This window comes from Stenotrophomonas sp. A3_2, assembly GCF_036624925.1.
Classification (GTDB): domain Bacteria; phylum Pseudomonadota; class Gammaproteobacteria; order Xanthomonadales; family Xanthomonadaceae; genus Stenotrophomonas; species Stenotrophomonas hibiscicola.
The window spans coordinates 87,480-96,209 of record NZ_JAZKVY010000126.1; the positions used below are offsets into that span (position 1 = coordinate 87,480).

Genomic DNA, 8,730 nt, shown 5'->3' on the forward strand with positions numbered 1-8,730 from the left:
GCCACTCAGGAGTTTACGCATGGCCAGCTACGGCATGAACGACGTCAAGAACGGGATGAAGATCCTGGTCAACAACCAACCGGCCGTCATCATCGACACCGAATACGTCAAGCCGGGCAAGGGCCAGGCCTTCACCCGCGTGAAGTACCGCCTGATCAAGGACGGCCGTACCCAGGAAGTCACCATGAAGTCGACTGACTCGCTGGATGCAGCCGACGTCGTCGATACCGACATGAACTTCATGTACAGCGATGGCGAGTACTGGCACTTCATGGATCCGGAATCCTTCGAGCAGGTCCAGGCCACCAAGGCCGGCATGGGCGGCGCCGAGAAGTGGCTGAAGGGCGAAGAGTCCTGCGTGGTCACCCTGTGGAACGGTGAGCCGATCTTCGTGCAGCCGCCGAACTTCGTCGAGCTGAAGATCACCGAGACCGATCCGGGCGTCCGTGGCGACACCTCGGGCGGCGGCGGCAAGCCGGCCACCCTGGAAACCGGCGCCGTGGTCCGCGTGCCGCTGTTTGTCAACCAGGACGAAGTGATCCGCGTCGACACCCGTTCGGGCGAGTACTCCGCACGCGTCAAGTAATCCGGCGCAGCCGGATTACCTGTAGAGCCGAGCCATGCTCGGCTTTCCGGGCATAACCCGGAACCCGTTGCTGGCGCCCATGGCGCCGCAGCGGACAGCCGCCGGGCATGGCCCGGCGCTACCGCCTCCCGCCAGGCCCTTCTCCAATAGCCAGTGAGCCCGCATGAGCGATAGCCCGCACCTCCCCGAAGCCTGCGACCTGCTCATCGAAGCCGGTTACGTCGTTCCGATCGAGCCGCATGCGGTGGTGCTGGAAGACCATGCCGTCGCCGTGCGTGGCAGCGAGATCGTGGCCATCCTGCCGCGTGCCGAGGCGCGCGCGCGCTTCCGTGCCGCCCAGGTAGTCAGTCGCCCCGAGGCCGCGCTGATGCCGGGCCTGGTCAACGCCCACACGCACAACCCGATGACCCTGCTGCGCGGCGTCGCCGACGACCTGCCGCTGATGACCTGGCTGCAGCAGCACATCTGGCCGGTGGAAGCGGCGGTGATCGGCCCCGAATTCGTTGCCGACGGCACCACCCTGGCCATCGCCGAGATGCTGCGCGGCGGCACCACCTGCGCCAACGAGAACTACTTCTTCGGCGACGTGCAGGCCGCGGTCTACAAGAAACACGGTTTCCGCGCGCTGGTGGGCGCGGTCATCATCGATTTCCCCACCGCCTGGGCCAAGACCGACGACGAGTACTTCGCCAAGGCCGGTGAACTGCACGACCAGTGGCGCACCGATCCGCTGATCGCCACCGCGTTCGCGCCGCATGCGCCTTACACGGTCAACGATGCCAACTTCGAGCGGGTGCGTATGCTGTCCGACCAGCTCGACATGCAGGTGCACCTGCACACCCACGAGACCGCGCAGGAGATCAACGATTCGATCAAGCTGCACGGCCAGCGCCCGCTGGCGCGGCTGGATCGCCTTGGCCTGGTCAACGACCGCCTGATCGCGGTGCACATGACCCAGCTGACCGATGCGGAAATCCACCTGTGCGCCGAACGCGGCGTCAGCGTCGTGCATTGCCCCGAATCGAACCTGAAGCTGGCCTCCGGCTTCTGCCCGGCCTGCGCCCTGCAGCGCGCCGGTGTGAACCTGGCGATCGGCACCGACGGCTGCGCCAGCAACAACGACCTGGACATGTTCAGCGAGAACCGCACCGCGGCGATCCTGGCCAAGGCCGTGGCCGACGACGCCACTGCACTGGATGCGGCAACCACGCTGCGCGCGTCCACGCTGGGTGGCGCACGCGCGCTGGGCTTCGCTGACCGCATCGGTTCGATCGAAGTCGGCAAGCAGGCCGACCTGGTCTGTGTCGACCTGTCGGCGCTGGAAACCCAGCCGCTGCACAACGTGCTGTCGCAGCTGGTGTATGCCACCGGCCGCCAGCAGGTCAGCGACGTCTGGATCGCCGGCAAGCCGAAGCTGGTGCAGCGCGAGCTGGTCGGCATGGACCTGCCGGGCATCATCGCCAACGCGCGCCAGTGGCGCGAGCGTATCCGTCATATCCGCGCCTGATCCCTGGCGCCGCAAGGACCCCTCATGACTGCCCCCCACGCTTCCTCCAATTTCGATCAGGCCGAGCTGGACAAGTTCGCCGCGCTGGCCAACCGCTGGTGGGATGCTGACGGCCCGCAGAAGCCGCTGCATGCGCTGAACCCGGTGCGCCTGAAGTACGTCGCCGACCGCGTGCCGTTGCGTGGCGCGCGCGTGCTCGACATCGGCTGCGGTGGCGGGCTGCTGAGCGAAGCACTGGCGCAGGCCGGCGCCGACGTCACCGCCATCGACCTGGCCCCGGAACTGGTGAAGGTCGCGCGCCTGCATGCGCTGGAAAGCGGCGCCAAGGTCGACTACCGCGTGCAGGCCGCCGAGGATCTGGCCGCCGAGCAACCGGGCAGTTTCGATGTGGTCACCTGCATGGAAATGCTCGAGCACGTGCCAGACCCGGGCGCGATCATCGACGCCTGCAAGCGCCTGCTGAAGCCGGGCGGCCACCTGTTCCTGTCGACCATCAACCGCACCGCCGCCGCGTTCGCGGTGGCGATTGTCGGCGCCGAGTACGTGGCGCGCCTGCTGCCCAGGGGCACCCACCACTACCAGGAATTCATCAAGCCGGCCGAGCTGGCGCGCTGGCTGCGCGAGGCTGATGTGCAGCTGGTGGATGTCAGTGGCATGGCCTACGAGCCGTGGCGCAACCATGCCCGCCTGAGCAGCCGCACCGACATCAACTATCTGGCCTACGCGGTCAAGCCGGCATGACCGCTGCACGCTTCCCGCGCGCGGTGCTGTTCGATCTGGATGGCACCTTGCTGGACAGCGCGCCGGACTTCGTCGCTACCTGCAACGCGATGCTGGCCGAACGTGGTCGTGCACCCATCGATCCGGCCGCACTGCGCCCGGTGGTGTCGAAGGGCTCGCGGGCGATGGTCTCGGCTGCCTTCCCGGAACTGGACGTCGCCGCACGTGACGCGCTGATCCCGGAATTCCTGCAGCGCTACGAAGCGCTGATCGGCCAGCACGCAGTGCTGTTCGACGGCGTGGCCGGCATGCTCGCCGCGCTGGATGAGGCCGGTACGGTATGGGGCATCGTCACCAACAAGCCGGAGTACCTGGCGCGCCTGATCCTGCCGCAGCATGGTTGGCAGCAGCGCTGCGCGGTGCTGGTCGGCGGTGACAGCCTGGCCGAGCGCAAGCCGCACCCGCTTCCACTGCTGCACGCTGCGCAGGCCATTGGCGTTGCTGCCGAAGACTGCGTGTACGTGGGTGACGACGAGCGCGACATCATCGCCGCGCGGGCCGCGGCCATGCCGTCGGTGGCGGCGCTGTGGGGCTACCGCCTGCACAGCGACGATCCGCTGGCCTGGCAGGCCGACGTGCTGGTCGAGAACGCTGAACTTCTGCAACTGGCCAGTCTCTGGCCGACCCGGCCGGCAGCCCCGGCCCAGCCGTAAGGAATCCCGTAGTGAGCAGTACCGCGCTGGACAGTTTCCTCGACAAGTGGCGCAGCCGTTGGCCGGAATGGTCGGTGGCCGCCCCGTTCGTGGCCGAACCGCAACGCGAGCTCGCAGTGGCGTGGTTTGCGCTGCTGCAGGAGTTCGACGACATGCTCAACACCAGCGGCGATCCGCTGCCCGCCGACGCCAAGCTGGCGTGGTGGGGCGAGGAGCTGCGCAGTTGGGCCGGGCATCGTTCGCGCCATCCGCTGGGCCGGCTGCTGGAGCCGGTGCGTGCGCCGTGGGCGCAGTTGGCCGAAGCGCTGCCGGATCTGGTTGAAGCACGCACCGTCGCGCCCGATGCAGCCGGCGCCGAGCGCGCGCTGGCCAACTACGCCGAGGCCGTAGCCGCAGTGGAGGCAACCTTGTTCGCGGACAAGCCGCGCACCGGCGCCGGTCGTGCGGTGCAGCTGCAGACCCTGGCCCAGCGCCTGCAGGATGCCGGCGTGGCCGGTGTGCCGCGCAGCCTGCTGGACGGTGATGCCAGCACCGCTGCGCAGCGCTGGGCGCAGCATCTGTTGAAGGGGTGGGGCACCCGCGTGCCCGGACCGCGCCCGCGCCGCGTGTGGTCCAGCCTGGCACGTGCCCGTGTGGCCGCGCAGGCCGCAGGCAAGCCAATCGAAGCCACCCCGGTGCGCACGTTGCTGCGCGTGTGGTGGGCGGCGCGCGGTTGATCCCGCGCTCCGCCGGGCATGGCCCGGCGCTACCTCGCGCGGTTGATTGAATGCTGTCTGCAGAGCCGAGCCCATGCTCGGCTCATCTCTGCGCGACAGCAGCCGAGCGTGGGCTCGGCTCTACAACAGTGGCTCACCGCTGCACCGGGCGATGGGCGTTATTTGCGCTCCAGCACCAGCAGCGGGTCGATACGGGTCTCGAACCAGTTCATGCCCCAGTGCAGGTGCGGGCCGGTGGCACGGCCGGTGGCGCCGACGGCAGCGATCACCTGGCCCTGCTCCACACGGTCGCCGACTTTTACGTCGATGCGCGACAGGTGCAGGAAGTTGGAGCTGACCCCGAAACCGTGGTCGAGCAGCAGCGTGCCACCGGTCAGGTACAGGTCGGGGCCGGCGAAGGTGACGATGCCGGCGGCCGGTGCCTTTACCGGCGTGCCGGTCGGCACCGCGATGTCCATGCCGGAATGACCGGCACCGGGCTGGCCGTTGTACACCCTCGCATTGCCGAAGCGGCCGCTGATGCGGCCCTGGACCGGCCAGATGAAGGTCTGGGTGAAGTCGGTACGGTCGTCGTCGCGCGAACGTGCAGCGGTTACCTGCGCCTGTTCGCGCTTGATCCGCTCGGCGATCGCCGCCGGCGGATTCACCGTCTTCGGTGGCACCCCATTGACCCGCTCGGTGGGCCAGTCGCGCGGCGTCACCGCGATGGTTGCGGTCTCGGTGCCACCATCGGGGCGTTGCACCTGCACGTGCAGCGGACCCTTCTCGTCGCGGCCGATGCCGAACACGACGCTGCCATAGCCGCTCACCCGCAGCTGGCGGCCGGCGTACTGCACGCGGCTGCCAGCGGGCACCTTGCCGATCACCAGCGCGCCCTGCGACGCACTGGCCGGCAACACCACGCGGCTGTCGATCAGGCTGCCGATGCCGTCCTGTGCCTGCGCCGACGGTGCGGTGAACAGGGGCGCGGCCAGCAGCAGCGCCCCGAACAGAAATACCTTGCGCATCAGCGGTCGTAGGTCATGCGCTGGCCGGCCGGTTCACCCACCAGTTTGCTGCCGTCCCACACCAGCTGGCCGTTGACCCAGGTCGAGGCCACGCGCGAACGGAAGGTGGTGCCTTCGAATGGCGACCAGCCGCACTTGGACAGCACGTCCTCGCGCTTGACCGTGAACGGCACGTCTTCGACCAGCACCAGGTCGGCGAAGTAGCCTTCGCGCAGGAAGCCGCGCTCTTCCACGTCGAACAGTTGTGCCGGTGCGTGTGCGAACTTCTGCACCACCTGCTCGCGGGTCAGCTTGCCTTCGTGCACGCGCTCCAGCGCGGCCACCAGTGCGTACTGCACCAGCGGCAGGCCCGACGGCGCCTGCGCGTAGGGCTTCTGCTTCTCTTCCCAGGTGTGCGGCGCATGGTCGGTGGCCAGCACGTCCAGCACGTCGTCGGCCAGCGCAGCGGTGATCGCCTCGCGGTCGGACACTTCCTTGATCGCCGGGTTGCACTTGATCAGGTTGCCCTTGGTCGCGTAATCCGGGCGCGCGAAGTGCAGGAAGTGCACGCAGGTTTCAGCGGTGATCTGCTTGCGGCTGCCATCGGCGCGGATCAGCGGGCCCTTCTCGAACAGCGCCAGTTCGTCGGCGGTGGAGATGTGCAGCACATGCAGGCGGGTGCCGTGCTTGCGTGCCAGCGACATCGCCAGGCGGGTCGACTTGATGCAGGCCTCGCGCGAACGGATATCCGGATGCATGTCCGGGGTCAGCGCGTCGCCGTACTTTTCCTGGAAGGCCTTCAGGTTGGCATCGATCATCGGCGTGTCTTCGCAGTGCGTGATGATCGGGGTGGGGCATTCGCGGAAGATCGCATCCAGCGTTTCCGGGTTGTCCACCAGCATGTTGCCGGTAGAGGCGCCCATGAACACCTTCACGCCCGGGGCCTTCTTCGGGTCCAGCGCACGGATCGCTTCGAGGTTGTCATTGCTGGCGCCATGGTAGAAGCCGTAGTTGGCCCAGGCGCGGCCGCGCGCGAGCTCGTACTTGGCTTCCAGGATGGTTGAATCCAGCGTAGGCGGGTTGGTGTTGGGCATGTCCATGAAGCTGGTCAGGCCACCGGCCACGGCCGCCGCCGATTCGCTGGCGATGTCGCCCTTGTGGGTCAGGCCCGGTTCGCGGAAGTGCACCTGGTCATCGATCATGCCGGGCAGCAGCCAGCGCCCGGCCGCGTCCACCACCTGCTCGCCGTCGCGCGGCGCCAGCCCGTTGCCGATCTGCGTGATGCGGCCGTTCTCGATGCGCAGGTCGCCGTCGAAGGTGCGGCCTTCGTTGACCATCCGGGCGTTGGTGATGAGGGTGGAGGACATGTCAGTGTTTTCCTGTGCAACGGCAAGAGGGGGCGTGGTTGGATTCGGGCACCGGGTCGAAGCCGCCGGGGTGGAACGGGTGGCAGCGGCCCAGCCGGCGCGCAGCCAGCCAGCTGCCGCGCAGCGGGCCGTGCCGCGAGATGGCTTCCATCGCGTATTCAGAACAGCTCGGCACGAAACGGCAGCGTGGCCCCAGCAGGGGGCTGATGAAGCGCTTGTAGAAGCGCAGCAGGGCGATGAGCAGGCGCGAGATCACCCAGTCATCTTATGCCAGTTGGCATGAAGGCCGCATTTGTGCAGGATGGGCCGTTGGTCGCATGTCGCCGATGGCCTGCGACCGGTACCAGCACCGTGGGGTGCTGGCCAGGTTCCGTACCGCGCAAGGCGGTCCGTGTTCGTCGGACTGCCCATTGGGCGCCTTGGCTCCAGGACTGAATGGGGCAGGGTGCCGAGGTTGCTGCTGCGGGTCGGGTAGGCTATAAAGGCCCGCTTTCCCGGGCCCCGGGGAATCCAAGGAAGAGCGTTTCGTGGCTGCTAAAAAAACTGCAAAGAAGGCCGCAACGGCCGCCAAGAAAACCGCCAAGCCTGTTGTGAAGAAGTTGGCGGCAAAGCCCGTTGCCAAGAAGCCGGCCAGCAAGCCGGCGACCAAGGCAGCGTCCTCGCAACCGGCGGCCAGGAAGGCCACCGCAAAGAAAACGCCGGTCAAGGCAACCAAGCCGGTGGCGAAGAAGGCCGCTGCGCCCGCCAAGGCCAAGCCAGCCGCTGCCAGCAAGAAGGCGCCGGCGAAGAAGACCGTCAGCAAGGCTGCGCCGGTGAAGAAAGCTGCCGCCAAGCCGGTGGCCAAGAAGGCCGCCGCCAAGCCGGCGCCGAAGGCGGTGGTGAAGAAGGCTGCAGCCAAGCCGGTCGCCAAGCCCGTAGCAAAGAAGGTCGCTGCGGCCAAGCCGGTCGCCACGCCTGCCGCTGTAAAGAAGGGTGCCAAGAATGTTGCCGCGCCGGCCGTGAAACCGGCCCCGGCCCCAGTAGTGAAGTCCGCACCGAAGCCTGCTGCCAAGCCGGCTCCGGCCAAGCCTGTCCCGGCCAAGACCGTGGCAGTGGCAGCAGCCCAGCCGGCTTCCAAGCCGGCCCCGGCCGCCGCTCCTGCCGCTTCGAAGGCCCCGCAATCCAAGAATCCCGTGCCCGTTTCGAAATCGCCTGCCAAAACCGCCGTGAAATCCGATTCCGCCCCGAAGACCGTGTCGCGCCCTGTCGGCAAGGTTGCCGTGGCCGTCGCCGCCCGCTCGGCTGCACCGGCCCCGCGCAGCAAGTACAAGGTGGTCGAGTACAAGACCGACGAGGCCACCGGCCGCCCGATCCTGCCGGCTGGCTACAAGCCGTCCTCGGAAGAGGAATACATGAGCCCGCTGCAGCAGGAGTATTTCCGCCAGCGCCTGCAGAACTGGCGCGCGGACCTGGTGGAAGAGTCCAAGCAGACCATCGAGAATCTTCGTGAGGAAGTGCGTGACATCGGCGATGAAGCCGAGCGCGCGACCCGCGAGACCGAGAACTCGCTGGAACTGCGTACCCGCGACCGCTACCGCAAGCTGATCGGCAAGATCGACAGCACCCTGAAGCGCCTGGAAGCGGGCGACTACGGTTATTGCGTCGACACCGGTGAAGAAATCGGCCTGGAGCGCCTCGAAGCGCGCCTCACGGCTGAACGCACCATCGACGCCCAGGAGCGTTGGGAGCACCTGCAGAAGCAGCAGGGCGACTGATTCCTGCTCGTTGTGTGGTCATGCGAAAAACCCGGCCTCGGCCGGGTTTTTTGTTGGGGTGGTTGGCTGGGTAGAACGGCGCCTTCCGCGTATCAGAGGGAGCCTGCGGGGGGGTACCCGGCCGACAAGCTCACACAAAAAACCCGGAACCCCCGCCCGCGGCAACCAGCCCCCGGGGAACGGCATCCCGGGCACGCGCGGCGGCGCCCCCCGGGCCCGGCCGGGGCCGGCCGGGACCCCCCCGCAGGCTCTCGACGGTTTCCTGCGTGCGCGGCCAATGTAGAGCCGAGCCCACGCTCGGCTCAGGCCGACAGGAGTGGTCATGCGTGCTCGCGGCTGTTGAGTCCGCCTTGTAGCGAGCCGAGCACCGCAGGGGAATCA

The 8,730-nt window shown here is 67.8% G+C and carries 9 protein-coding genes; 6 read left to right on the plus strand and 3 right to left on the minus strand.

Annotated elements, in window-relative coordinates; genetic code table 11:
• Nucleotides 1-19 precede the first annotated feature (19 nt).
• The 5 genes from efp to R5H29_RS03000 all read left to right on the plus strand — a co-directional run bounded on the left by efp (nucleotide 20) and on the right by R5H29_RS03000 (nucleotide 4,242).
• Nucleotides 20-586, plus strand: coding sequence for an elongation factor P (gene efp / locus R5H29_RS02980; protein WP_005410381.1), 567 nt, complete (start codon nucleotides 20-22; stop codon nucleotides 584-586).
• Between the two features lie 163 nt (nucleotides 587-749).
• A complete protein-coding gene (locus R5H29_RS02985) occupies nucleotides 750-2,093 on the plus strand; it encodes a TRZ/ATZ family hydrolase (protein WP_111102820.1) in 1,344 nt (447 codons plus the stop codon).
• 24 nt (nucleotides 2,094-2,117) lie between these two features.
• Nucleotides 2,118-2,834, plus strand: coding sequence for a bifunctional 2-polyprenyl-6-hydroxyphenol methylase/3-demethylubiquinol 3-O-methyltransferase UbiG (gene ubiG, locus R5H29_RS02990; protein ID WP_111097868.1), 717 nt, complete (start codon nucleotides 2,118-2,120; stop codon nucleotides 2,832-2,834).
• A complete protein-coding gene (locus tag R5H29_RS02995; protein ID WP_058979670.1) occupies nucleotides 2,831-3,526 on the plus strand; it encodes a phosphoglycolate phosphatase in 696 nt (231 codons plus the stop codon). The genes ubiG and R5H29_RS02995 overlap by 4 nt, the downstream gene beginning before the upstream one ends.
• An 11-nt stretch (nucleotides 3,527-3,537) precedes the next feature.
• Nucleotides 3,538-4,242: a squalene/phytoene synthase family protein gene (locus R5H29_RS03000; RefSeq protein ID WP_227844598.1), complete on the plus strand. Its 705-nt coding sequence runs from the start codon at nucleotides 3,538-3,540 to the stop codon at nucleotides 4,240-4,242.
• A gap of 158 nt (nucleotides 4,243-4,400) precedes the next feature.
• On the opposite strand, the gene R5H29_RS03005 is transcribed toward R5H29_RS03000, so the two are convergent.
• Genes R5H29_RS03005 through yidD form a run of 3 tightly spaced genes read right to left on the minus strand, consistent with a single transcriptional unit; the run spans nucleotide 4,401 to nucleotide 6,851 of the window.
• Nucleotides 4,401-5,249, minus strand: coding sequence for a M23 family metallopeptidase (locus tag R5H29_RS03005; protein WP_227844597.1), 849 nt, complete (start codon nucleotides 5,247-5,249; stop codon nucleotides 4,401-4,403).
• Entirely contained in the window at nucleotides 5,249-6,595 is a 1,347-nt protein-coding gene (locus R5H29_RS03010; RefSeq protein WP_332328709.1) for a dihydroorotase, read from the minus strand. The genes R5H29_RS03005 and R5H29_RS03010 overlap by 1 nt, the downstream gene beginning before the upstream one ends.
• A 1-nt stretch (nucleotide 6,596) precedes the next feature.
• A complete protein-coding gene (gene yidD / locus R5H29_RS03015) occupies nucleotides 6,597-6,851 on the minus strand; it encodes a membrane protein insertion efficiency factor YidD (RefSeq protein ID WP_010486626.1) in 255 nt (84 codons plus the stop codon).
• A gap of 271 nt (nucleotides 6,852-7,122) precedes the next feature.
• Here yidD and dksA point away from each other — a divergent pair, with 271 nt between their 5' ends.
• Nucleotides 7,123-8,349: an RNA polymerase-binding protein DksA gene (dksA, locus tag R5H29_RS03020; RefSeq protein WP_332328710.1), complete on the plus strand. Its 1,227-nt coding sequence runs from the start codon at nucleotides 7,123-7,125 to the stop codon at nucleotides 8,347-8,349.
• Nucleotides 8,350-8,730 lie beyond the last annotated feature (381 nt).